This window comes from Celeribacter sp. SCSIO 80838 (genome assembly GCF_056498065.1).
The window spans coordinates 3,593,015-3,615,249 of the sequence record NZ_JAZKMA010000001.1; the positions used below are offsets into that span (position 1 = coordinate 3,593,015).

At 61.0% G+C, this 22,235-nt stretch carries 23 protein-coding genes; 12 read left to right on the plus strand and 11 right to left on the minus strand.

Annotated features, from left to right (window positions below; translation table 11 throughout):
- Positions 1–97: 97 nt before the first annotated feature.
- From V1475_RS18020 to V1475_RS18030, 3 genes are all read right to left on the minus strand, one after another.
- Positions 98–1,531 carry an NAD(P)(+) transhydrogenase (Re/Si-specific) subunit beta gene (locus V1475_RS18020; RefSeq protein ID WP_434286470.1) on the minus strand — a complete coding sequence of 478 codons (1,434 nt, stop codon included), beginning with the start codon at positions 1,529–1,531 and terminating at the stop codon, positions 98–100.
- 12 nt (positions 1,532–1,543) lie between these two features.
- Complete coding sequence (locus V1475_RS18025; RefSeq protein ID WP_479413844.1) at positions 1,544–3,115, minus strand: Re/Si-specific NAD(P)(+) transhydrogenase subunit alpha; 1,572 nt, start codon at positions 3,113–3,115, stop codon at positions 1,544–1,546.
- A gap of 110 nt (positions 3,116–3,225) precedes the next feature.
- Positions 3,226–3,669 (minus strand): methyltransferase family protein, encoded by a 444-nt coding sequence (locus V1475_RS18030; RefSeq protein ID WP_434286467.1) that lies wholly within the window; start codon positions 3,667–3,669, stop codon positions 3,226–3,228.
- Between the two features lie 75 nt (positions 3,670–3,744).
- Here V1475_RS18030 and V1475_RS18035 point away from each other — a divergent pair, with 75 nt between their 5' ends.
- On the plus strand, positions 3,745–4,224 hold the full coding sequence (locus V1475_RS18035; protein WP_479413845.1) for an N-acetyltransferase family protein: 480 nt from the start codon (positions 3,745–3,747) through the stop codon (positions 4,222–4,224).
- Positions 4,225–4,236: 12 nt separating this feature from the next.
- On the opposite strand, the gene V1475_RS18040 is transcribed toward V1475_RS18035, so the two are convergent.
- Together V1475_RS18040 and V1475_RS18045 are read right to left on the minus strand one after the other, a co-directional pair.
- Positions 4,237–5,013: a gamma-glutamyl-gamma-aminobutyrate hydrolase family protein gene (locus tag V1475_RS18040; protein WP_434286463.1), complete on the minus strand. Its 777-nt coding sequence runs from the start codon at positions 5,011–5,013 to the stop codon at positions 4,237–4,239.
- A gap of 94 nt (positions 5,014–5,107) precedes the next feature.
- Positions 5,108–5,689 (minus strand): helix-turn-helix domain-containing protein, encoded by a 582-nt coding sequence (locus tag V1475_RS18045; protein ID WP_066704189.1) that lies wholly within the window; start codon positions 5,687–5,689, stop codon positions 5,108–5,110.
- A gap of 185 nt (positions 5,690–5,874) precedes the next feature.
- Here V1475_RS18045 and V1475_RS18050 point away from each other — a divergent pair, with 185 nt between their 5' ends.
- Both V1475_RS18050 and V1475_RS18055 read left to right on the plus strand, forming a co-directional pair.
- Entirely contained in the window at positions 5,875–6,375 is a 501-nt protein-coding gene (locus tag V1475_RS18050) for a fasciclin domain-containing protein (protein ID WP_479413846.1), read from the plus strand.
- Positions 6,376–6,427: 52 nt separating this feature from the next.
- Positions 6,428–6,634: a DUF378 domain-containing protein gene (locus V1475_RS18055; RefSeq protein ID WP_096805484.1), complete on the plus strand. Its 207-nt coding sequence runs from the start codon at positions 6,428–6,430 to the stop codon at positions 6,632–6,634.
- Between the two features lie 84 nt (positions 6,635–6,718).
- On the opposite strand, the gene V1475_RS18060 is transcribed toward V1475_RS18055, so the two are convergent.
- Complete coding sequence (locus V1475_RS18060) at positions 6,719–8,860, minus strand: malate synthase G (RefSeq protein WP_479413847.1); 2,142 nt, start codon at positions 8,858–8,860, stop codon at positions 6,719–6,721.
- Positions 8,861–9,047: 187 nt separating this feature from the next.
- Here V1475_RS18060 and pepN point away from each other — a divergent pair, with 187 nt between their 5' ends.
- The 3 genes from pepN (at position 9,048) to V1475_RS18075 (ending at position 12,880) form a co-directional block, all read left to right on the plus strand.
- Positions 9,048–11,597, plus strand: coding sequence for an aminopeptidase N (gene pepN / locus V1475_RS18065; RefSeq protein ID WP_479413848.1), 2,550 nt, complete (start codon positions 9,048–9,050; stop codon positions 11,595–11,597).
- A 207-nt stretch (positions 11,598–11,804) separates the two neighbouring features.
- Complete coding sequence (locus V1475_RS18070; protein ID WP_479413849.1) at positions 11,805–12,263, plus strand: c-type cytochrome; 459 nt, start codon at positions 11,805–11,807, stop codon at positions 12,261–12,263.
- A 17-nt stretch (positions 12,264–12,280) separates the two neighbouring features.
- Positions 12,281–12,880, plus strand: coding sequence for a cytochrome b/b6 domain-containing protein (locus tag V1475_RS18075; RefSeq protein WP_479413850.1), 600 nt, complete (start codon positions 12,281–12,283; stop codon positions 12,878–12,880).
- A 34-nt stretch (positions 12,881–12,914) separates the two neighbouring features.
- Here the strand turns inward: V1475_RS18075 and V1475_RS18080 are convergent, their stop codons facing one another.
- From V1475_RS18080 to V1475_RS18090, 3 genes are all read right to left on the minus strand, one after another.
- Positions 12,915–13,775 carry a dioxygenase family protein gene (locus V1475_RS18080; RefSeq protein ID WP_479413851.1) on the minus strand — a complete coding sequence of 287 codons (861 nt, stop codon included), beginning with the start codon at positions 13,773–13,775 and terminating at the stop codon, positions 12,915–12,917.
- A 115-nt stretch (positions 13,776–13,890) separates the two neighbouring features.
- Positions 13,891–14,346, minus strand: coding sequence for an Lrp/AsnC family transcriptional regulator (locus V1475_RS18085; RefSeq protein WP_434286454.1), 456 nt, complete (start codon positions 14,344–14,346; stop codon positions 13,891–13,893).
- Entirely contained in the window at positions 14,343–14,798 is a 456-nt protein-coding gene (locus tag V1475_RS18090; protein WP_434286452.1) for an Lrp/AsnC family transcriptional regulator, read from the minus strand. Before V1475_RS18090 ends, V1475_RS18085 begins: the two co-directional genes overlap by 4 nt.
- A 210-nt stretch (positions 14,799–15,008) precedes the next feature.
- Between V1475_RS18090 and V1475_RS18095 the strand changes: the two genes are divergently transcribed.
- The 6 genes from V1475_RS18095 (at position 15,009) to V1475_RS18120 (ending at position 19,793) form a co-directional block, all read left to right on the plus strand.
- On the plus strand, positions 15,009–16,106 hold the full coding sequence (locus V1475_RS18095) for a Hint domain-containing protein (RefSeq protein ID WP_479413852.1): 1,098 nt from the start codon (positions 15,009–15,011) through the stop codon (positions 16,104–16,106).
- 204 nt (positions 16,107–16,310) lie between these two features.
- Positions 16,311–17,333, plus strand: coding sequence for a ketol-acid reductoisomerase (gene ilvC, locus V1475_RS18100; RefSeq protein WP_434286449.1), 1,023 nt, complete (start codon positions 16,311–16,313; stop codon positions 17,331–17,333).
- A 68-nt stretch (positions 17,334–17,401) separates the two neighbouring features.
- Entirely contained in the window at positions 17,402–17,884 is a 483-nt protein-coding gene (locus V1475_RS18105; RefSeq protein ID WP_479413853.1) for a cupin domain-containing protein, read from the plus strand.
- Positions 17,881–18,804, plus strand: coding sequence for a DMT family transporter (locus V1475_RS18110; RefSeq protein WP_479413854.1), 924 nt, complete (start codon positions 17,881–17,883; stop codon positions 18,802–18,804). Before V1475_RS18105 ends, V1475_RS18110 begins: the two co-directional genes overlap by 4 nt.
- Before the next feature lie 48 nt (positions 18,805–18,852).
- Positions 18,853–19,254, plus strand: a complete 402-nt coding sequence (locus V1475_RS18115; RefSeq protein WP_066704220.1) for a hypothetical protein — start codon at positions 18,853–18,855, stop codon at positions 19,252–19,254.
- 83 nt (positions 19,255–19,337) lie between these two features.
- The gene (locus V1475_RS18120; RefSeq protein ID WP_434286446.1) at positions 19,338–19,793 is read left to right on the plus strand and encodes a hypothetical protein; all 456 of its coding nucleotides are present in this window, start codon (positions 19,338–19,340) and stop codon (positions 19,791–19,793) included.
- 77 nt (positions 19,794–19,870) lie between these two features.
- On the opposite strand, the gene glmM is transcribed toward V1475_RS18120, so the two are convergent.
- Together glmM and folP are read right to left on the minus strand one after the other, a co-directional pair.
- Positions 19,871–21,217, minus strand: coding sequence for a phosphoglucosamine mutase (gene glmM / locus V1475_RS18125; protein WP_479413855.1), 1,347 nt, complete (start codon positions 21,215–21,217; stop codon positions 19,871–19,873).
- Positions 21,207–22,235: a dihydropteroate synthase gene (gene folP / locus V1475_RS18130; protein ID WP_479413856.1), complete on the minus strand. Its 1,029-nt coding sequence runs from the start codon at positions 22,233–22,235 to the stop codon at positions 21,207–21,209. The genes glmM and folP overlap by 11 nt, the downstream gene beginning before the upstream one ends.

Genomic DNA, 22,235 nt, shown 5'->3' on the forward strand with positions numbered 1-22,235 from the left:
ATTCCCGCAAGCGCGCTGTGCGTTTCCTTTGCTGTCCAAATACTCAAACGAAAAGGGCGACCCTTGGGCCGCCCTCTCTGTCTTCTGTCTGTCCCGATCAGTCGATCTTCGGAAGCAACTCGCCGATGGAGTGTTTCGCATCGCCGTAATACATCCGCGTGTTGTCCTTGTAGAACAGCGGGTTCTCGATCCCCGAGTAGCCGGTACCCTGACCGCGTTTCGACACGAAAACCTGTTTCGCCTTCCACACTTCGAGAACCGGCATCCCCGCGATGGGAGAGTTCGGATCTTCCTGTGCCGCCGGGTTCACGATGTCGTTCGAGCCGATCACGATCACCACGTCGGTGTCCGGGAAGTCCTCGTTGATCTCGTCCATCTCAAGCACGATGTCGTAGGGCACTTTCGCCTCGGCCAGAAGCACGTTCATGTGCCCCGGAAGACGCCCCGCCACCGGGTGAATGGCGAAGCGGACGTTCTTGCCCTGCGCCCGCAGCTTGCGGGTCAGTTCGGCCACGTTCTGCTGCGCCTGCGCCACCGCCATGCCGTAGCCCGGCACGATGATCACGCTGTCGGCCTCGTTCAAAGCCGCTGCCACACCGTCGACATCGATCGCGACCTGTTCGCCCTCGACCTCCATCGCCGGCCCCGTGGTACCGCCGAAGCCACCCAGAATAACCGAGACGAAGCTGCGGTTCATCGCCTTACACATGATGTACGACAGGATCGCACCAGAGGAGCCGACCAGCGCACCGACCACGATCAGAAGATCGTTGCCCAGCGAGAAACCGATCGCCGCCGCGGCCCAGCCCGAGTAGGAGTTGAGCATGGACACCACGACCGGCATATCCGCGCCGCCGATGCCCATGATCAGGTGGTAGCCGATGAAGAACGCCAGAAGCGTCATCAGGATCAGCGCCCAACCGCCCGCACCGTTCATGTAGAGGATCAGCAGGATGATCGAGAGGATCGCAGCGCCCGCATTCAGCGCATGACCGCCCGGCAGCTTGGTGGCTTTCGAGGTCACCTTGCCCGCGAGCTTGCCGAAGGCCACCACGGAGCCGGTAAAGGTCACCGCCCCGATGAACACGCCAAGGAACAGTTCGACCTTGAGGATGTTCAGCTCCACCGGCGTCTTATGCGCCACAACTGCGGCAAAGCCTTCGAGCAGGTGTTTCTGTTCGGCGGTCATCGCGGCGATGCGCGCGGCTTCGATATGGGTGTTGAACCCCACGAAGACGGCGGCCAGACCCACGAGCGAATGCATCGCGGCGACAAGCTGCGGCATCTCGGTCATCTCGACCTTTTTCGCCACGTACCAGCCGATGACGCCCCCCGCCGCGATCAGGATCGCGGAGAGCACCCAAAGACCGGCACCCGGCCCGATCAGCGTCGCGAACACGGCCAGAGCCATGCCGACAATGCCGTACCAGACGGCGCGTTTCGCACTTTCCTGTCCCGAGAGACCGCCGAGCGCGAGAATGAAGAGAACGGCAGCGACCACATAGGCCGCAGTGGTAAATCCGTAGTCCATAATCTCTCTCCCTTACGATTTCTGGAACATGGCGAGCATGCGCCGCGTGACAAGGAAGCCGCCGAAGATGTTGATCCCGGCCATAAAGACCGAAAGCGCGGCGAGAAGGATCACAAGCCAGGAGCCGGAGCCGATCTGCATCAGCGCCCCCAGAATGATGATCGAGGAGATCGCGTTGGTCACCGCCATCAAGGGCGTGTGCAGCGAATGCGACACGTTCCAGATCACCTGGAAGCCGATGAAGACCGAGAGCACGAAGACGATGAAGTGCTGCATGAAGGAGGCAGGTGCCACAAGACCCACGCCCAGAAGCAGGATCGCCCCCACGGCGATCAGCGTCACCTGATTGCGGGTCTGTTTCTTGAACGCGGCCACTTCTGCGGCACGTTTTTCCTCCGGCGTCAGTTCCTTGACCTTTTCCTTCGGTTTCGCGGCAATCGCAGCCACTTTCGGCGGCGGCGGCGGGAAGGTGATCGCGTGATCGTAGGTCACGGTCGCGCCGCGGATCACGTCGTCCTCCATGTTGTGCACGAGCTTGCCGTCTTTTTCCGGCGTCAGATCGGACATCATGTGACGGATGTTCGTCGCGTAAAGCGTCGAGGCCTGCGTCGCCATGCGGGACGGGAAATCGGTATAGCCGATGATGGTCACGCCATTCTCGGTGACGATTTTCTCGTCCTTGACGGTCAACTTGCAGTTGCCGCCTTTTTCCGCCGCAAGATCGACGATCACGGAGCCGGTTTTCATCGCGGCCACCATGTCCTCGGTCCACAATTCCGGCGCTTCGCGGTTCGGGATGAGGGCCGTGGTGATCACGATGTCCATCTCGGGGGCCAGTTCGCGGAACTTGGCAAGCTGGGCTTCGCGGAACTCCGGGGAAGACACGGAGGCATAGCCACCGGTGGCCGCGCCGTCCTGCTGTTCTTCCTTGAAGTCCAGATAGACGAATTCGGCACCCATGGATTCGACCTGTTCGGCCACTTCCGGGCGGACGTCGAACGCATAGGTGATCGCACCGAGAGAGGTGGAGGTGCCGATGGCGGCGAGACCGGCCACACCGGCGCCGACGATCAGCACCTTGGCGGGCGGCACCTTACCGGCAGCGGTCACCTGACCGGTGAAGAACCGGCCAAAGTTGTTGCCCGCCTCGATCACGGCACGATAGCCCGCGATGTTCGCCATCGACGACAGAGCGTCCATCTTCTGCGCGCGCGAAATCCGCGGGACCATTTCCATGGCGATGACGTTCGCACCCGTCTCTTTCGCCTTTTCCATGCCCTCGGCATTGCCGCCCGGGTTGAAGAACGAAATGAGCGTCTGGCCTTCGCGCAGATAGCCCATCTCGGTCTCGTCCGGCTGGCGCACCTTGGCGACGATGTCACAGGCGTCCCAGAGCGCTTTCGCCCCCTCGATCACCTCGACACCCGCCTCTGCATAGGCCTTGTCCGAGAACCCGGCGGCGGCACCCGCCCCGGCTTCGATTGCGCAGTCATAGCCAAGCTTTTGCAATTGCTTGGCGCTCTCGGGCGTCAGCGCAACACGCGCCTCCCCCTCGAACACTTCCTTAGGAACACCGAATTTCAACGTGTATGTCCTCTTTTTCCCCAGTCTTCATTCTTGGCACCTTCCTTACCCAATCGCGGCAATGCAGAGCAACATTATTGCGCAAACATAACCGAAACTGTGACGGGAGGTCACAGCCAGCGCCGTGTCTTCTCCGCCCAGGTTTGAAACTCCTCCGAAAATTTCGTCCTGAGCCATGTTTCTTCCTCGACAATGAACCGCCTCTGTATCACCGCCATAAAGACGGGAACAAAAACCACCCCTGCCGGGCTGCCGAACAGTAAAGCAAAGCCAGCAAGTGTAAAGGCATCGCCAAGGTAAATCGGGTTTCGTGTCAGGCGGTAAATCCCGTCGGTGACAATCTCGGAGGGAATGCGATGCGGCACCACGGTGGTATGATGCCGCCACATCGCAAAAACCGCCGCCACCATGAGCCCCAGCCCGAGCGCGATCAACGCCCCGCCCAGGGCCTTCAACCAGAGCGGCGGCGCAACCCTCAGCCCGATCTGCGCCCCTCCCCATGTCAGCCCCATGAAGCCCAGCAACCAGATCGGCGGATAATCGAGATATTTCATCGCAAACGCATCGCCTTTTTCGCACAGCCGTGAAAAGACCTACTGAACCGAAACCGTTCAGGCGAGGAAAATGTCGTGAAACTGCGCCCTGTGCAAAGAAAAGATGCCGACGCCTGCTATGCGCTGTTTCATCGCACCATCCATGGCGGCACAGGCGCGTTCTACGATGCGGAGCAACGCGCCGCCTGGGCCCCGCCCCGTGAGCATGCCCCTGAAAGCTGGCCCGACCGCCTGACCGAAGGCTATGCGATCTGCGCCACCCGATGGGGTCGGATCGTCGGCTTTTTCACCATGGGCCATGACGGGCATATCGACTTCGCCTATGTCGCGCTCGAAGAAATGGGCAAGGGCACCGCGCTCAAACTCTATGAGGCCTGCGAAGCGGAGGCCCGACGTCTTGGGCTCACGCAGATGGACACCGAGGCGTCGCATCTGGCGCGCCGGTTTTTTGAAAAACGCGGCTGGCGCGTGGTGGCGCGCCAGACCGTGATCCGCCATACCGCGACGCACCAGTCGGTCGGGATCGAAAACTTCCGGATGGAAAAACGGCTGTAAGCCCGCCGCGCCTTAGGCCTCTTCCGCCACCTTCTTGCGCCGCGCCTCGGCAAAGGCATGCACCGCCTTGCCGAACGCTTCGAACAACGGGCGTGACACCGGATCTTCACCGGCGCGATATTCCGGGTGCCATTGCACCGCCAAAGTGAACCCCGGCGCGTCTTTCACATAGATCGCCTCCGGCGTGCCATCCGGCGCATAGCCGTCGATCACGATGCGCGCGCCGGGTTTCTTGATCCCCTGACCATGGAGTGTGTTGGTCATCACCTCGTCCGCGCCCAAAAGCGCCTCGAACACCCCGCCTTTCGAAAACTTCACCGGGTGGCGCAGGGCGAATTTCTCCTCCAAAGTCCCCTCCGGCGGCATCCGGTGGTTCATCCGCCCCGGCAATTCGCGAATCTCCGGGTAAAGCGTGCCACCCATGGCGACATTGACCTCCTGAAACCCGCGGCAGATGCCGAAGATCGGTTGGCCTTTCTCGACACAGGCCCGGATCAGCGGCAGGGTCACCGCATCGCGGCAGCGGTCGAACGCCCCATGCGCCGCGGTTTCCTCTTCGCCATATTCCTCCGGGTGCACATTCGGGCGCCCGCCGGTGAAGACGAACCCGTCACAGGCCGCCATCAGCTCCTCGATAGACACAAAGCCCGGGTGCGGCGGGATCAGAAGCGGCATGCAGCCCGCCACATCGGACACCGCCTCGGCATTCATCCGCCCGCCGGTGAAGGCCGGGTAGCTGCCGTCCAGCAGGTTCGAATTGCCGATGATACCAACGATGGGTCTGGTCATAACGCCTCTGCATCCTTTTTTTCTTACTCTAAGGAGAATCGAAGCAGGAGAAAAGCCGCGCACATGTGTTCCCCTGCACAGGGGCGCTGCGCAATCATTTCGCCACCGCAACGATCACCCGCGCCGGGATTTCGCCCAAATTCTCATAGAAATGATCATGATCCGCCTCGAAACACATGGCGTCTTCGGGTCCGAGCGTGTGGCGTCGACCGTGAACGGTCAATCCGAGCCGACCTTCGAGCACAAACAAAAGCTCCATTCCCGGATGACGATGCGGCGCACTGGCCGGGCCGCCGGGCGGAAATTCTGCCGTGTAGGCCGAGAGCGGCGCATTGCGCACCGGGTAATCGAGGCTTTCGAACAGATGCGACAGCTTCTCGCCGATCTCGACCCGCATCGCGATCCTATCGCTTTTCGGAACCACCGCGCAGACCGGCGCCTGAGCGGGATCGGCAAAGAAGTGATCCAGCCCGACGCCGAACACAAGCGCAATGCGCATGAGCGTCGGCAGGGTCGGCACCGCCTGCCCGCGCTCCAGCCGGGACAACATCCCGGCGGACAGGCCGGTATGCGCGCCGAGCTGGGTCAATCCGAGCCCCTTTTCCCGGCGCAACCGGTTGATCTTTTCCCCGATTCGATACTGTTCGAGGTTTTCCGTCAGTGTGTCGGACAGCATACGCGCCCCCCAAAGTCGTGTTTGTTTGACCTGCGGTGTCGACCTTAGCAGATAATTTTTACCACAGATATAAAGTTTATATCATCACGCAAATGTGCATGTTGTGAAAAATACTTTGCACCAAAATAAAATCATCGAAAAACACAGCCCCGTCACACTGTGCGGGACGACTTTAGGAGGAAAACATGCCGACCCCGAAACGCACCTTTGCCACCGCCCTGACCGCCCTGTCGCTGGGCCTGTCTCTGGGCTTCTCCGCCCCGGCCTTCGCCGATGACATCGTCGACACCGCCGTCGCGGCAGGCGATTTCACCACCTTGGCCACCGCGCTCACCGAAGCGGGCCTTGTCGAGACGCTCAAAGGCGACGGCCCGTTCACCGTCTTCGCCCCGACCGATGCCGCCTTCGCCGCCCTGCCCGAGGGCACACTCGAAACGCTGCTTATGCCCGAGAACAAGGACAAGCTTGTGCAGATCCTGACCTATCATGTCGTGCCCGGCAAAGTCATGAGCGGTGACGTGGTCAAGCTCGACAGCGCCACGACGGTCGAGGGCGGCGACGTCATGATCAAGACCATGGAGGGCAAGGTGATGATCAACGACGCCACCGTGATCGCGGCGGATGTGGCCGCCGACAATGGCGTCATTCACGTGATCGACAAGGTGATCCTGCCGTCGGACATGTGATCCTCCGGCCCCTGCGGCCGCACTCAATCCCTGTATCCTAGGAGAAACCACCATGACTGCACTGAATATCCTGACCCGCGTGCTGCTGATCGTCGGCGGCCTCAACTGGGGTCTCGTCGGCCTGTTCGGCTTCGACCTCGTCGCGGCCATTTTCGGCGAAATGTCCGCGCTCTCGCGCATCGTCTACGCCCTTGTGGGGCTGAGCGCGCTCTATCAGATCACCACGCTTGTCAAACCGGCCCCGGCCCACGCGCACTGATCCAAGAGTTGGAAAGGGCGGCTCCCCGCGCCGCCCTTTCCATTTTCTCAGAATTCAAGACAGAGCTTTTCAGACCTGTGCTTTTCAGGCCTGCGCTTTCAGTTCCAGACGCCGCGCATGAAGCACCGGTTCCGTGTAGCCCGAGGGCTGCACCCGGCCCTTGAACACCAGATCGCAAGCCGCCTTGAACGCGATTGTATCAAACGACGGCGCCATCGGCACATAGAGCGGATCGCCCGCGTTCTGACGGTCCACGACGGCGGCCATTTTCTGCATCGCAGCCATGACCTGCCCCTCGGAGACGACGCCATGGTGCAGCCAGTTGGCGAGGCCTTGCGAGGAAATCCGGCAGGTGGCGCGGTCTTCCATCAGACCCACGTCGTGAATGTCCGGCACTTTCGAACAGCCGACACCCTGATCGACCCAGCGCACCACATAGCCAAGGATGCCCTGCGCGTTGTTCTCGATCTCGGCGGTGATTTCGTCGTCGGACCAGTTGACGCCTTTGGCGACTGGAATGGTCAAAAGATCCTCAAGCGTGCCACGCGCGCCGCCTTTCGCGATCTCGCCCTGCACGGCAAAGACATCGACCTTATGATAATGCGTCGCGTGCAGTGTCGCCGCCGTGGGGCTGGGCACCCAGGCCGTGGTCGCGCCCGCTTTCGGATGCGCGATCTTGGCCGCCAGCATCGCCTGCATCAGGTCCGGCATGGCCCACATGCCCTTACCGATCTGCGCGCGCCCCTTCAGACCACAGGCCAGCCCAATATCGACATTGCGCTCCTCATAGCTCTTGATCCACGGCTGATCCTTCATCTCGCCCTTGCGGATCATCGGCCCGGCTTCCATCGAGGTATGGATCTCGTCGCCGGTCCGATCGAGGAACCCGGTGTTGATGAACGCCACGCGATGTTTCGCCGCCCGGATACATTCCTTGAGGTTCACCGAGGTCCGGCGCTCCTCGTCCATGATGCCGAGCTTGACGGTATTCGCCTCCAGCCCAAGGATCGCCTCGACCCGGCTGAAGATCTCATCCGCAAAAGCCACCTCGTCCGGCCCGTGCATCTTCGGCTTCACAACGTAAACCGACCCTTCGACCGAATTCCGCGGACCACTGGTCTTTTGCAGATCGTGCAGCGCGATCGTCACGGTGACGAGCGCATCCATGATCCCCTCGCCGATCTCATACCCTTCCGGGTCGATGATCGCCGGGTTGGTCATCAGATGCCCGACATTGCGCACCAACATCATGGCACGGCCCTGAAGCGTGATCTCCGTCCCGTCCGGCGCGGTGAACGCCCGGTCGCCATGAAGCGCGCGGGTAAATGTCTTGCCGCCCTTCGCAACCTCTTCGGTCAGATCGCCCTTCATCAGGCCCAACCAGTTGCGATAAGCCCCAACCTTTTCCTCGGCATCGACGGCCGCGACGGAATCTTCGCAATCCATGATGGCGGAGACTGCGGCCTCCACGAGAATATCGGAAATCCCCGCCTTGTCCTGCGCCCCCACGGGCGTCGAAGGGTCGATCACGATGTCGATATAAAGCCCGTTCTTTTGCAACAGAACATGGCCCGCGCTCGATCCCGCAAACTGCGCCGGATCGGCCAGCCCCGTCTCGCCCATCGCGCCCTCCACAAGCAAAAGCTCGCCCTTGACGGTCAGCCCCGTCACATCCGCCCAAGAGCCCCCCGCCAGCGGCGCAACCGCATCCAGATGCGCCTTGGCCCAGGCGATCACCCGCGCGCCGCGCGCCGCATCATAGCCCTTACCAGACGGCAAATCGCCCAGCGCATCCGTGCCGTAAAGCGCATCGTACAAAGATCCCCAACGGGCGTTCGCCGCGTTCAAAGCGTAACGCGCATTGGTGATCGGCACCACAAGCTGCGGCCCCGGTTTGGTCGCGAATTCCGGGTCGATCTTCGTGGTCTCGATCTCGAAATCCGGCCCCTCGGGCACCAGATAGCCGATCTCTTTCAGGAACGCCGTATAGGCCGCCGCGTCATGGTCCTGCCCCTTGCGGGTCAGATGCCAGTCGTCGATCTTCGCCTGAATCTCCTCGCGCTTTTCCAACAGCGCCCGGTTCTTCGGCCCAAGATCGCGCACCATCCCCGCCAGACCGTCCCAGAACGCCTCCGCCGTCACGCCCGTACCCGGCAGAGCCTCGGTCTCGATGAATTGGGCAAGCTCTTGGGCGACCATCAGGCCGGATTTGTCGACGCGCGTCATATGGGAATCACCTGAATTTGAAGGATTTCGGCGCCAGACTAACGGGTTTCCTATCGGAAACAAGCCAAACACCGCCCGGCTCCGCAGGCCTCCCTGCACAACCGTCGTGCAAATTCCCGCGACGGACGTTGCAGCCCCGATCTGCGCGGCCTACCTTCCCCGCATCGAAGTCAGAAAGAGTCGCCCGATGAAAGATGCCGCCCCCCAAACCGTTTACCTCAAGGATTACACCCCGTTCGGCTATCGCATCGACAGTGTCGATCTGACCTTCCGGCTGCATCCGACCGCCACGCGGGTGATCTCGAAAATCGCCTTCACGCCTGACCCGGAGGCTTCGGACAAACGGTTTTTCCTCCACGGCGAACAACTCAACCTGATCTCCGCCACCATCGACGGCACCCCGATCACGCCCCGCCTTGTCGAGGGCGGCCTTGAGGCCGACGTGCCGGACACGCCCTTCGTCTGGGAAGCCGAAGTCGAGATCAGCCCCGAAACCAACACCGCGCTCGAAGGGCTTTACATGTCGAACGGCATGTATTCGACCCAATGCGAGGCCGAAGGGTTTCGCAAGATCACCTTCTACCCCGACCGCCCCGATGTGATGGCGGTCTTCACGGTGCGGATCGAGGGCGACCAGCCCGTGCTCTTGTCGAACGGCAACCCGGTGGAGCGCGGCGACGGGGTCGCTGTCTGGCACGATCCATGGCCGAAACCCTCCTATCTCTTCGCCCTCGTGGCAGGCGAGCTGATCAACCATCCCGACAGTTTCACCACAAAATCCGGCAAAGAGGTCGAGCTGAACATCTGGGTGCGCCCCGGCGACGAAGACAAATGCGCCTTCGGCATGGAGGCCCTCAAAAAGTCGATGAAATGGGATGAGGACACCTACGGGCGCGAATACGATTTGGACATTTTCAACATCGTGGCCGTCGATGACTTCAACATGGGCGCGATGGAGAACAAGGGGCTGAACATTTTCAACTCCTCCTGTGTGCTGGCCTCGCAAACGACCTCGACCGATGCGAATTTCGAGCGGATCGAAGGCATCATCGCGCATGAGTATTTCCACAACTGGACCGGCAACCGCATCACCTGTCGCGACTGGTTTCAGCTCTGCCTCAAGGAAGGTCTGACGGTCTACCGCGACCAGATGTTCTCCGGCGACATGCGCTCTCATGCGGTGAAACGCATTGAAGAGGTTATGATTTTGCGCGCCCGCCAGTTCCGTGAAGACAACGGCCCGCTGGCCCATCCGGTGCGCCCCGAAAGCTTTGTCGAGATCAACAATTTCTACACCGCAACCGTCTATGAGAAGGGTGCGGAGATCATCGGCATGCTGCGTCGCCTTATTGGTGACGAGGCCTATCGCAAGGGCTGCGATCTCTATTTCGACCGCCACGACGGCGAGGCCGTGACCATCGAGGATTGGCTGGCGTCCTTCGAAGAGGTGACGGGTCGTGATCTTGCACAATTCAAACAATGGTATTCGCAAGCGGGCACACCGCGCCTGAAAATGAGCGAGACGTGGGAGGACGGCGCACTGACGCTGAATTTCACCCAAACCACGCCGCCGACGCCCGGTCAGACCGCCAAAAAACCGCAGGTGATCCCGATCTCCGTCGGCCTCATCGGCCCAAATGGCGACGAGGTGGTGCCGACGACCGTGCTCGAAATGACCGAGGCCGAACAGAGTTTCACCTTCGAGGGGCTGGGGGCGCGTCCCGTGGCCTCCGTGCTGCGCGATTTCTCCGCGCCGGTGATTCTGGAACGCGAGATTGACGACGCCACCCGCGCCTTCCTTCTCGCGCATGACACCGACCCGTTCCAGACATGGGAAATGGGCCGGATGCTCGCCAAGGACACGCTGATCGCAATGATTGTCCGCGATGCGGCCCCCGCCCCGGCCTATCTCGACGCGATCCGGGCGGTGGTCACCGACGAGACGCAGGACCCCGCGTTCCGTGCGCTGGTCTTTGGCCTGCCGTCTCAGGACGATCTGGCGCAGACCCTGTTCGACGCGGGCATCACCCCCGATCCGCAGAAAATCTACGCCGCGCGCGAAAGCCTGCGCCACACCGTTGCCCGACACTTGTCCGACGCTTTGCCGACGCTGTTCCGACCGACGGAACCCGGCACGTTCACGCCGGATGCCGAAGGCTCCGGTCGTCGGTCTCTGAGCCTTGCCGCCCTGTCCTATCTGGCGCTTCTGGACGGTGGCGCCGCCGCGACATCGCTCTTTGCGCAGGCCGACAACATGACCGAACAGGCCGGAGCCCTTCAGGCGCTCCTCTCCGCCGGGCTGGGCACGAGTGAGCTGCAAGCCTTTGAAACGCAATGGAAAGACGACCGTCTCGTGATGGACAAATGGTTCACCATGCAGGTCGCTTCCGCCGCCCCGGACAAGGCCGCCGAGCTGGCCGAGGCGCTAAGCCACCATCCGGCCTTCACCAACAAGAACCCGAACCGCTTCCGTGCGGTCTTCGGGGCGCTGTCCGCGAACCACGCCGGGTTCCACCACGCCAGTGGCGCAGCCTATAAATTGCTTGCGGATCAACTGATTAGCCTCGATTCCCTGAACCCGCAAATCACCGCCCGGATGAGTGGCGCTTTCGAGACATGGAAACGCTACGACGCCGACCGGCAAGGCATGATCCGCACCGAACTGGAGCGTATTCTGGCCACTCCGAACCTGTCGCGCGACACCACCGAGATGGTCAGCCGGATTCTTTCCGCCTGACCGTCGGCACCCCGCTTCGTTTGCGCAAACAGTCTGTGTTTGCGCAAACATTTTCAATCATAACAAAAAGTTGACCCGCTTTTGGAGCCCCTCCCGAGCGCTAAGGATAGATTGTCACATTCAAATTACGCAATGCTGTGACATGATCTCTGCCATCGTGCGGATTGTACGCTTTTTATTTTGTGACCAGACAGGGACCCCTATCCAATGCGTAAACTTCTCATTTCCACCGTGATCGCGGCCACCGCCGCAACCGGCGCCGTCGCGCAGGCGCCCTCTGACGTGGCAAAGGCCCGTCGCGCCTTCTACACGCTTGTCGGCTATGAAATGGCCACTCTGGGCGGCATGACTCAGGGCAAGATCGACTATGACGCCGAAACCGCCAGCCAGTCCGCCAAGGACATCCTGACGCTCACTGGCTATCACACCGCCGATCTCTATGTGCCGGGCACCTCGAACGAGGACCTGCCGGGCGAAACCCGCGCCAAGGCCGCGATCTGGTCCGACATGGCCGGCGTTCAGGAAAAAGGCATGGCCTTCTACCAAGCCGTCGTCGAACTCAACGACGTCGCCGGCACAGGCCTCGACGCACTGAAACCGGCGGTCGGCAAACTGGGCGGCACCTGCAAGGCCTGCCACGACGACTATCGCGCTGCCGATTTCTGATCGGGGCGGGGCGAAACATGACGCAACAGCTTGAAAAGACTTATGTCTGGGACCCGGTGGTGCGTGTGCTGCACTGGGCCTTGGTGATCGCGTTTTTCACGGCCTTCGGGCTTGGGAAATTCGGTCCGGATCAGATGACCCTGCATTTCTACGCGGGCTACAGCGTGGCCGTGATCGTGGCTTTGCGCATTCTCTGGGGCTTTTTCGGCTTTTACACCGCACGTTTCGCCACATTCGTCAAAGGTCCGGGCAAGGTCATCGCCTATGCCCGGACACTCTCCTCCGCGACGCCCTCGCGCAGCTATGGGCACAACCCGGTCGGCGCATTGTTCGTCGTCGGCGTGTTGATCGTGCTGGCCATGCAGGTTCTGACCGGCATGCTTTCGGACCCCGAAGATTACATCAACGTCGGCCCTCTGGCGCAATATGTGTCGATCGAGACCGCGCGCAAAGCGTTGTCCTATCACGAACCGCTGTCCTTCCTGCTGCTGATCATGGTTCTGGGCCATATCGCTGCGATCTTCTGGTACAAGAAGCGCAAGGGCGAGAACCTCGTGACGCCGATGATCACCGGCTATGCGGATCTTCCGCCGGAGAAAATTCCACATCAGGGATGAAAAAAGGGCGCCCGGAAGCGCCCTTTCTGTTTGATCAAAGGTCCTGCGGCGGCATCGGCGGCATGTCACCGTTCATCTCGCCCGGCATCGACGGCGGCGTATCGACCACACGCTCGGCGGTGAAATCAACCGGGATCACCACGGAGCCATAATAGCCCTCGGACACGCTGCCTTTCATCGACAGGGTCTGTTGCATGATCTCATCTTCCGAGTTGTCACCGAACACGTTATCACCCGAGATCGAGTTGTTGTTCAGGTTCACTGTGCTGTCGTCGTAATTGTCGGCCTCATAGACCAGACGCGCCTGATCTTCCGGGATCGCGATCTGGGCGGTCAGAACGGAATTTTTCCCTGCCACGGCGGCCTCGGCACTCTCGAACACTTCGAAATGGATATGCGGCCAGCGCGACGGGTAACAGCCCGGCACGATGGTGGTGAATGTCACCTTGCCCTCGGCATCGGCCACCCCAAGACCACGCAGCCAGTTGACATCGGTATAATCGTAGAGGGAGTATTTCCCCTCACCATCGCAATGCCAGATGTAAATCGCGTAGCCCTCAAGCGGGGTGCACCCGTCGTGGTTCTGAAGCACCAGCTCAAGTTCGAGCGGCACGCCTTCGACATCGCCTTCGTAATCGCCGAAAGAGGTCGTGATATCGGTGCGCAGGATGCCTTCCTGTTCGAGCACGTTGACGACCTGACCGTTCTTGCTGTTGGACCCGTCCGCCGGATAGGGCCCCTGCGTTTCCCAAGGCAGCGCGATACATTCGAGCGCGACCGCCGGAAGACCGGAGGCGGAGGCCAGCCCCAAGCCGCCCATCACGCTCAGAAAGCGGCGGCGTCCCAGCAGTTTCGGGAGGTCATGTTTGAACCCATGGTCATGGCTGTGCGACATTTGGAGTCTCCTGGCTTGTCATTGTCTTTGAAGCACAAACGCACGAGAGCGCCGATTCAGTCGGCAGGTTTTGTAAAATCAAAGTGATGGAACCATTGCTGTGCAGCTGCGTTTCCTAAAGTGGTCCCGGACGGCGCTCCTCGGAGAGCAGCACATTGGCCTCCACATTCCCCACCCCCGGCAGGGTCATGATCCGACGTCTGAGCACCCGCTCGAAATCGGGCAGATCCTGCGCCACCACCCGCAGGCGGTAATCGAACAGGCCCAAAACGTGCTGCACGGTCTGAACTTCGGGGATCGCGCGCACGGCACGTTCGAAATCCTCAAGACTGACCCGCCCTTTGGTGGCGAGTTTAACGCCAAGAAACACCGTCACACCAAAGCCCAGCGCCTCAAGATCAAGGTCCACCCGACGCGGCCCGAACACGCCCAACTCGCGCAACCTCTTGATCCGTCGCCATGTCGCCGGTTGGCTAAGCCCCAGTTCCCGTCCCAGCGCCCCCGCAGATTGCGTCGCATCCTCGCACAGCGCCCGCACAATCTTGCGGTCGATCTCGTCCAAATCGATCATAGCGGCACCGACTGGCTGTCCTTGATCGTCGCCACCTGCATCAGTGCCTCGATGTCGGTCATATGCGGCAGGGTGAGGATCTTGTCGCGATAAATTCGCTGATAATCCGCCATGGTGCGCGCGATCACCAGAAGCCGCGCATCGACCCGACCGAGGAAAGTGCCAATGTTGATCACCTCCGGCACCTCACGCGCCGCCTGAATGAATTCGTCAAAGGCGCGCGGCTCGGTCTTGTCGAGCGTGATCCTCAGACTGACCTCCACCGCATAGCCCATGGCGCGCCAGTCGACCTCTTCGCGGATCGCCTGCACCACACCGCTCTGGCGCAACCGTTCGAGGCGCCGGATATAGGTGGACTGAGTCATACCCGCACGCTCCGCCAAAAGCGCGACCGGCGCGTCCGGTGCCGCTTGCAATTGCCTCAACAGGCGTCGATCCGTGTCATCCACCATGAAATCACCAAAAATATGGGCTTTCCCGCATAATAAATACAGAATGCCCGAATTTACATAAAAATCATGCGCCCAAGCCTCATCCCGCCCTGAACACCGTGGCAAAATCAGCGCAGTCTCCGAAAGCACGGTGCAAGGGCTGCGCAAAACGGTAAATCCATGTTAATTTTCAGAAAAACGCCTTAAGGCATAACAATATTGAGTGCAGGCATGAGTGCGACAACACTATATGTTTACGAGGTCAGTGCGATCTCCGTAAGCACCACAAGCGGCACGTCCGTTTCCGGGGTGCTTGAAAACGCCCTCTGGGGCGATGCCTTCAGCTGGGAAAACCCCAACGATCTCGTGCTGACATTGCCCGACAGCACAACGGCCATCACCTATGAAGACGAAGACGGCCTTTTGCAGGATGACCCCTACTCGGGCAGCAACGTCACAGATCAGACACTGACCGACGAAGTGACGCTGAACGGCACGACATATTCTCCAAGCGACAGCACTGTCAGATGGTCAAGCGACTCGCCCGTCACAGTCGAAAGCGAATACAGCGTCGAACTTTTGGGGTCAGACGGCAACATATACACACTGGTCGGCATCTCGATCACCGAAGGCTATGACACAACGATTGTCGGAGTCGCCTTTGACGGCGCGCAACCGCCAGCGGGTGTGACGCTCACCTATATTCAGGGCAATTCCACCTACACCTCAACGGGCCCGGATCTCGACCCATCTCCCAGCATTCCCTGTTTTGCGGCCGGAACGCGGATCAACACCCCAAATGGCGACGTGCCGATTCAACATCTCAGAATTGGCGATCTCGTCACGACACTGGATTACGGTCCCCGTCCCATTTTGTGGATCGGGCGCAGCCTCGTGAACGGGCGCGACGCGCTTGCCCCCGTCCAGATCGAAGCAGGCGCGCTTGGCAACCACACCCCCATCCGCGTCTCCCCCAACCATCGCTTTCTCCTGCAAGGCGCTGAAATTGAACTTCATTTTGGCGGAGACTCTGTTTTTGTCGCGGCCAAGGCCTTGGTGAATGGCTCTACCATCCGCCACGCGCCCTGCCAGGAGGTCACATATTTCCACCTTTTGCTCAGCGAACATGAGGTCATCTTTGCCGAAGGCATCGCAACCGAAAGCCTGTTCACGGGCCCTATGGCCATGGAGGCGCTCGATGCGGCGGCCCGTACCGAATTGCGCATGATTTTTGGCGACGATCTCCCCGACGCCCCCGCCCTGTGCCGCCCGGAAATCAGCCGCTTCGAAGCGGCGGCACTCAGGCCAACTTTCAGGCCGGTTTGCTGAATCTCCTGCCGCTCTGTAAAGCGCAGAGATCAGAGCATGACACGCGCATGCCCCATGAAGCTTATGTCCAAAGCATGATTAATTCACAAATATAAAAAACTGGAATTAATAAGGCTATAAAATTAAAAAATAACATCATTATGCATTCAATTTTGGAAAATATAGCGTATTTTCCCCTCGAAACAAAAACAGAAGGGATGCAAAATGCGCGTCTATTACGATCGCGATTGCGATGTGAACATCATCAAAGACAAGAAAGTCGCCATTCTGGGCTACGGCTCGCAAGGCCACGCCCACGCGCTGAACCTGCGCGATTCCGGTGCGAAAAACCTTGTCGTCGCACTGCGTGAAGGCTCCCCCTCCGCGAAGAAAGCCGAAGCCGAAGGCCTCACCGTGATGGGCATCGCCGAAGCCGCTGCCTGGTGTGACGTGATCATGTTCACCATGCCCGACGAACTTCAGGCCGAGACCTACAAGAAATACGTCCACGACAACCTCAAAGAAGGCTCCGCGATCGCCTTCGCGCACGGTCTGAACGTGCATTTCGGCCTGATCGAGCCGAAACCGGGCGTCGACGTGATCATGATGGCGCCGAAAGGCCCGGGTCACACCGTGCGCGGCGAATACACCAAAGGCGGCGGCGTGCCCTGCCTCGTGGCCGTGAACACCGACGCCACCGGCAAAGCGCTTGAGATCGGTCTGTCCTATTGCTCCGCCATCGGTGGCGGCCGCTCCGGCATCATCGAAACCAACTTCCGCGAAGAGTGCGAAACCGACCTCTTCGGCGAACAGGCCGTGCTCTGCGGCGGTCTCGTCGAACTGATCCGTTGCGGGTTCGAAACCCTGGTCGAAGCCGGTTACGCACCGGAAATGGCCTATTTCGAATGTCTGCACGAAGTGAAACTGATCGTGGACCTGATCTACGAAGGCGGCATCGCGAACATGGATTACTCCATCTCCAACACCGCCGAATACGGTCAATACGTCACCGGCCCGCGCATCCTGCCCTACGAGCAGACCAAGAAAGCGATGAAAGAGGTTCTCTCCGACATCCAGGCCGGCAAATTCGTGCGTGACTTCATGCTTGAAAACGCCGTCGGCCAGCCGACCATCAAAGCCTCGCGTCGTGCCAACGACGAGCACCTCATCGAGGAAACCGGTGCCAAACTGCGTGGCATGATGCCGTGGATCACCAAAGGCAAAATGGTGGACAAATCGCGCAACTAAGCGCTACTGCATCCGAGACGAAAGCCCCGGCGCATGCGTCGGGGCTTTTTCATGTCAAAGAGGTCGCCATGCCGAAAGTCACCCCAGACACCGCTCAGAAAGACCGCGGCAGTTCCCTCGCCTGCGGCCCCTATGAGGCGCTTTTGTTCAGCGACAGCGGTGGGTTGACGCAATTCGGCGCGTTTCTCGAAATCCTGCCTCCGGGGTCGAGCTCTTCGCTCAAGCACTGGCATGAAGGCGAAGATGAGATGGTCTATATGGTCTCCGGCGAGGTCATCGTCACCGAGGACGACGACACCTATCCGCTGAGCGCAGGAGAGGCGGCGACCTTCAGGGCCGGTGTCGCTGCGGGTCATTGCCTGCGCAATGACGGCCCGGACGAGGCCCGCTATCTGGTGATCGGCACGCGCTCTGCGAGAGATACAGTCACCTACCCGGATCACGACCGCATCCTGACTTTCGCCCGCGCGCCGGGCACCTCCGAAGTGACCTCGCGCAGCTACACAACCCACGACGGCATTCCCTCCACCTCGCCTTACGAAGACCGATGACATCTCCGCTCCCCAATATCACCCCCGCCTCATGGATCATGGTCGGCATCCTCGGCTTTGTCTGGGGCTCCACCTTCATGGTGATCGAGATCGCCCTCACCGGCATCTCGCCCTTCTGGCTCGCCACCTTCCGCCTTGCCATTGCGGCGATTGTCATGGCGGCGTTCTGGGGTGTGGACGGGTTCAAAATGGGTACGGACCCGAAAAATCCGCCGCATCCGCTGGCACTGATCTGGGCCGGAGCGATTTCCTCCGGCGTACCGTTTCTGCTTCTGAACTGGGGACAGCAATATGTCACCTCCGGCTTTGCGGGCACCTCCATGGCCGCCGTGCCGCTGGTGGTCCTTCCCATGGCGCATTTCATGGTGGCCGGAGAACGGCTGACAATCCGTTCCGTGATCGGCGTCGCGCTCGGCTTTCTCGGCGTCTTCCTTCTGGTCGGGCAGGATGCGCTGCACAGTTCCGGTGCCGATCTCGAATTCTGGGGGCGCATGGCCTGTCTCACGGTGGCGCTGTGCTATGCGCTCAACTCGATCACCATTCGTCGCCTGCCGCCGATCAATTCCACCGCGCTGACCACGATCATGATGGCCAGCGGCGCGCTGATCACCCTGCCGTTCTCTCTCATGGCCGAAGGCCTGCCCGGTCTGCCGCCGCTCAAAGCCTTTGTCGCGCTCATTTTCCTCGGCGTGATCTCCACCGCCGCGATGAACCAGTTGCGCGTGCTGGTCATCCGCTCCGCCGGGCCGACCTTCATGACGCTGGTGAATTATCAGGTCCCGGTCTGGTCCGTCGTCCTGGGGTCGAAACTTCTGGGCGAACCGCTGCCGCCCTCTCTGATCATCGCCTTGACGCTGATCCTCGGAGGCGTGGCGATCTCGCAATGGCCGGTGGTGAAACGTCTTTTTGCGCGGCGTTGACTTGCGGCGCGCAGGCAATCGTGACCAGATGAGCCAAAGGAGATTGCGATGACCACACCCGAACACGACGACCATATCCCCGCCGATCTCACCCCTGCCAATGAGAGCGAGATCGAGGCAGAACGCGCCCGCATGTTCACGCTCGGCTTCTGGAAAAGCCTTCTGGCGGGTCGTGAGGGTCTGGGCGACACGTTCTGGGCAGGCAATTACCTGGCCGCGCTGTTTTTCGTGCCCGTCTATGTGCTTCTGATCGCGATCCCGCCGCTTTACGGGCTGATCCCTGTGGTCTTTGCTCTGTTCGGCATCTACCTGCTGTTCGTCGCCCGCGCAGTCTGGCTCGCCAAGCCCAAAGGTGACGCGGGCAAGGGGTGGAAGATCGCAGGCGTGATCTGGACCCTGATGAACGCCGCCATGTCTCTGGCCTATACGCCCTTCACCGGCGGGTCCTGATCTCCTAAATGCCTTAACAGGGCCTTAATTCGGGTCCGGTCTTCGTACAAAAGGCCAAGACACACATCAAATCCACGAGACCGATGCAGATCAAACCGCTCCTTGCCGCCTTGTTCCTGATGACCAGCCCCGCCGTCGCAGGCGATCTGGCTCCCGATTACGCTGTCCTCCCTCTTGCCTCGCATCATTACGGCGACTGGGGCGAGGAGGACGGTGACGATTTCAACGAATTCAACCCCGGCCTGATGTTCACTTGGGCCGAGCGCGCCTATGGGCTGAACTACACCTTCGGCGCCTATCGCGACAGCCGCTCGGACACCTCTCTGCATCTGTCCGCCGCGAAAATGTGGGACATCGGCCCGCAGGCGCAGGCCGGGATCGTCGGGGCCTATATCCACTCCTTCGGCGAGGGCTACACGGGCTTCGCCCCCTCTCTACAGGTGAACTACAAATCTGTCTTCCTCAATGCCGCGACCGGCTATGACGATGGGCTCTACGGCGTGATTTCGACCGGGTTCATCATCCCGATCGGGCGATAAACACGTACGAACCCTGTCATCTCATGAAAAAGGCGGCCTCTTATGCCGCCTTTCTTGTCTTTTTCGAACATGACCGCTTATTGCGTCGCGGCCTGCACCGCTTCGACGACAGAGTCCACCGCTGCGTTCAGAACCGCCTCATCGACACTTTCCGCCATCACCCGGATCAGCGGCTCGGTGCCGGATTTGCGAATGAGCAAGCGACCGTTTCCGCTCAGTTTGGCCTCGGCATCGGCAATCGCCGCCTTGACCTCTGCCTCCTCCAGAGGCGTCTGCCCGGTCGCATAGCGCACATTCTTCAACAACTGCGGCACCGGCTCGAAGACCTGCGCCAGTTCAGAGGCCTTGCGACCGCTCTCCACCATGGCGGCGAGGAACTGAAGCCCCGCAAGCAAGCCATCCCCCGTGGTCGCGTAATCGGTCATCACGATATGGCCGGATTGCTCACCCCCAAGGTTGAACCCGCCCGCACGCATGCGCTCGACCACATAGCGGTCACCGACGGCGGTGCGTTCAAGCCGCAGTCCTTCGGCCTCCAGAAATCGTTCGAGCCCAAGGTTCGACATCACGGTCGCGACCAGAGCCCCGCCCGCAAGCCGTCCCTGATCGGCCCAGGTTTTCGCCATCAGCCCCATGAGCTGATCGCCATCGGCCACCTGCCCGCGCTCGTCCAGGATCATCACCCGGTCCGCATCGCCATCGAGGCAGATGCCGACATCGGCGCCATGGGCCACCACGGCCTCGGCGGCGGTCTGCACATAGGTCGAACCGCAATGATCGTTGATATTCTTGCCATTCGGTGCGGTGCCGACGGGGATCACCTCCGCCCCCAGTTCCCAAAGCACCTCGGGCGCGGTGCGATAAGCCGCGCCATGGGCACAGTCGATCACCACTTTCAGCCCCTGAAGGCTCATACCGCGCGGCAGGGTCGATTTCACCCGTTCGTTATAGCGGAACCGCCCGTCGTCAATGCGTTTGGCACGCCCGATATTGTCGGCCTGCGCCGGTTCGACGCCCTCTTCCATCAGCCGCTCGATCTCGCTTTCTGCCTCGTCCGAAAGCTTGAACCCGTCGGGGCCGAAAAACTTGATGCCATTGTCCTCGGCCGGGTTGTGCGAGGCGGAAATCATCACGCCCACATCCGCGCGCATCGAGGTGGTCAGCATCCCGACCGCAGGCGTCGGCACCGGCCCGAGCAGGAACACGTTCATGCCCGTCGAGGTGAACCCCGCCGTCATCGCCGTTTCGAACATATAGCCCGACAGACGCGTGTCCTTGCCGATCACCACCCTGTGCTCACGCCCGCTGCCCCGGCGGAAATAACGCCCGGCAGCGGCCCCGAGTTTCAGCGCCATTTCGGCGGTCATCGGATGGCTGTTGGCGCGCCCGCGCACCCCATCCGTGCCAAAGAATTTACGCGTCATGGCTTCCCCCCGTCCCTGTCGCCGCCTGCCAGAGGGCAAGCGCCTGTTTCGTCTCTTTAAAATCATGCACCCGGTGGATCTGAACGCCTTGCCCGAGAGCCGAGAGCGTCACCGCAATCGTCCCCGGCGCACGGTCCTGCGCCACGGGAGCCTTGCCGATCTTGCCGATAAATCCTTTGCGCGAGACGCCCAAAAGGATGCCGCAACCCAGACCATGGAACAGCGAAATGCGTTCCAAAAGCGCCAGATTATGCGCCACCGTCTTGCCGAAACCGATGCCCGGATCGACGAGGATCTGCCCGCGCGGGATGCCCGCCGCCTCGGCCACACGGATGCGGGCCTCAAGGAAATCGTAGACGTCGAGCAACACGTTGTCGTACTGCGGCGCGTCCTGCATCACTTCGGGATCGCCCTGCGCATGCATGAGGCAGACCGGCGCCCCCGCCTCCGCCGTGATCCGCGCCAGATCGGGGTCGTGGGTAAAGGCGTAGACGTCATTCACAAGGCTCGCGCCAGCTTTCAAAGCCGCCCCGGCCACGGGGGCTTTTCGCGTATCGATGGAGATCGGCACAGCGCTTTGCGCCCGGATCGCCTCAATCACCGGGGCGGTGCGGGCAACCTCCTCCTCAACCGGAACGTAATCCGCGCCGGGCCGGGTGCTTTCGCCGCCGATGTCGATGATCTCGACCCCTGCCGAAATCATCTCCTGCACCTGCGCCAAAGCCGCCTCGGGACGGTTAAACTTGCCGCCATCGGAAAAACTGTCGGGCGTGACGTTGAGAATGCTCATCACCGAAGGCACGCCCAGATCGAGACCGGCCAGCGGACCCCGCGGGGCGGTGAGGCGCGAACGGGCCTCGTCCGACAGCTCGGACACCGGCAGAATCTCCGGCAGAGCGTCCCGGCGCAACCGTTCGACATGGCTGAACCAGCACCAGCCCCCCGCCAGTATCAAAGCACCTTCGGGTCTCGCCGGATCGCAGCTCGGAATCGGGCGGTCGTACCAGGCTTGCGCCAT

Excerpts from the sequence above, each read along its gene's own strand:
- V1475_RS18020 (WP_434286470.1), bottom strand. The coding sequence starts at position 1,531 with ATGGACTACGGATTTACCACTGCGGCCTATGTGGTCGCTGCCGTTCTC.
- V1475_RS18030 (WP_434286467.1), bottom strand. The coding sequence starts at position 3,669 with ATGAAATATCTCGATTATCCGCCGATCTGGTTGCTGGGCTTCATGGGG.
- V1475_RS18040 (WP_434286463.1), bottom strand. The coding sequence starts at position 5,013 with ATGACCAGACCCATCGTTGGTATCATCGGCAATTCGAACCTGCTGGAC.
- V1475_RS18045 (WP_066704189.1), bottom strand. The coding sequence starts at position 5,689 with ATGCTGTCCGACACACTGACGGAAAACCTCGAACAGTATCGAATCGGG.
- V1475_RS18050 (WP_479413846.1), top strand. The coding sequence starts at position 5,875 with ATGCCGACCCCGAAACGCACCTTTGCCACCGCCCTGACCGCCCTGTCG.
- V1475_RS18055 (WP_096805484.1), top strand. The coding sequence starts at position 6,428 with ATGACTGCACTGAATATCCTGACCCGCGTGCTGCTGATCGTCGGCGGC.
- V1475_RS18060 (WP_479413847.1), bottom strand. The coding sequence starts at position 8,860 with ATGACGCGCGTCGACAAATCCGGCCTGATGGTCGCCCAAGAGCTTGCC.
- pepN (WP_479413848.1), top strand. The coding sequence starts at position 9,048 with ATGAAAGATGCCGCCCCCCAAACCGTTTACCTCAAGGATTACACCCCG.
- V1475_RS18070 (WP_479413849.1), top strand. The coding sequence starts at position 11,805 with ATGCGTAAACTTCTCATTTCCACCGTGATCGCGGCCACCGCCGCAACC.
- V1475_RS18075 (WP_479413850.1), top strand. The coding sequence starts at position 12,281 with ATGACGCAACAGCTTGAAAAGACTTATGTCTGGGACCCGGTGGTGCGT.
- V1475_RS18080 (WP_479413851.1), bottom strand. The coding sequence starts at position 13,775 with ATGTCGCACAGCCATGACCATGGGTTCAAACATGACCTCCCGAAACTG.
- V1475_RS18085 (WP_434286454.1), bottom strand. The coding sequence starts at position 14,346 with ATGATCGATTTGGACGAGATCGACCGCAAGATTGTGCGGGCGCTGTGC.
- V1475_RS18090 (WP_434286452.1), bottom strand. The coding sequence starts at position 14,798 with ATGGTGGATGACACGGATCGACGCCTGTTGAGGCAATTGCAAGCGGCA.
- V1475_RS18095 (WP_479413852.1), top strand. The coding sequence starts at position 15,009 with ATGAGTGCGACAACACTATATGTTTACGAGGTCAGTGCGATCTCCGTA.
- ilvC (WP_434286449.1), top strand. The coding sequence starts at position 16,311 with ATGCGCGTCTATTACGATCGCGATTGCGATGTGAACATCATCAAAGAC.
- V1475_RS18105 (WP_479413853.1), top strand. The coding sequence starts at position 17,402 with ATGCCGAAAGTCACCCCAGACACCGCTCAGAAAGACCGCGGCAGTTCC.
- V1475_RS18110 (WP_479413854.1), top strand. The coding sequence starts at position 17,881 with ATGACATCTCCGCTCCCCAATATCACCCCCGCCTCATGGATCATGGTC.
- V1475_RS18115 (WP_066704220.1), top strand. The coding sequence starts at position 18,853 with ATGACCACACCCGAACACGACGACCATATCCCCGCCGATCTCACCCCT.
- V1475_RS18120 (WP_434286446.1), top strand. The coding sequence starts at position 19,338 with ATGCAGATCAAACCGCTCCTTGCCGCCTTGTTCCTGATGACCAGCCCC.
- glmM (WP_479413855.1), bottom strand. The coding sequence starts at position 21,217 with ATGACGCGTAAATTCTTTGGCACGGATGGGGTGCGCGGGCGCGCCAAC.
- folP (WP_479413856.1), bottom strand. The coding sequence starts at position 22,235 with ATGGCGCAAGCCTGGTACGACCGCCCGATTCCGAGCTGCGATCCGGCG.